Annotated in this window: 2 protein-coding genes; both read right to left on the bottom strand. The window is 73.3% G+C overall.

Annotated features, from left to right (window positions below):
* Nucleotides 1–328: DUF2017 family protein (locus tag RF637_RS13890; RefSeq protein WP_368845137.1), on the bottom strand; the 328-nt coding region annotated here is incomplete at its 3' end.
* A partial coding sequence (clpS, locus tag RF637_RS13895) for an ATP-dependent Clp protease adapter ClpS (RefSeq protein ID WP_368845138.1) occupies nt 328–535 on the bottom strand: 208 nt, incomplete at its 5' end. The genes clpS and RF637_RS13890, both read right to left, overlap by 1 nt.

The following is a 535-nucleotide window of genomic DNA, read 5'->3' on the forward strand; positions in this document are numbered from 1 at the left end:
GCACGGGCTGGGCCTCCAGCGCCAGGGCCGCCTGCTTCAGCACGCCCCGCTTGGTCTCCCGCAGCCCCCGCTCCGTGTACCGGCGGAACTCGGCGGCCCGCTCGGGGTCCAGGCTGCCGTCGGGCAGCAGGCGCCGGAGCGCGGAGTCGTCGGGGACGGTGGCGTCCCCGGACACGCCCAGCATCCGCTCGAGCGAGTCCTCCGAGGCCGGCTGCTCGGGGGCGAGCGCCTGGGCGACGTCCGCGAACAGCTTCTGCAGCAGCTCCTTCTCGGGCTCCTCGAAGCGGGCGGTGATGCCCCGGCGGGTGGACCGGAAGCCCTGCGCCATCAGTGACCCCCCGCCTGCTCGAAGGTGGCCCACAGCCCGAAGCCGTGCATCGCCGCGGTGTGGGTCTCGGCCTCCTCGAGGGAGCCGCTGGCCACCACGGAGCGCCCGTGGTGGTGGACCTCCAGCATCAGGGAGCGGGCCTTCTCCTCCGGGTAGCCGAAGTAGGAGCGGAACACGTAGGTGACGTAGCTCATGAGGTTGACGGGG

This window comes from Kocuria sp. CPCC 204721 (assembly GCF_040980945.1).
Taxonomy (GTDB): Bacteria; Actinomycetota; Actinomycetes; order Actinomycetales; family Micrococcaceae; genus Kocuria; species Kocuria marina.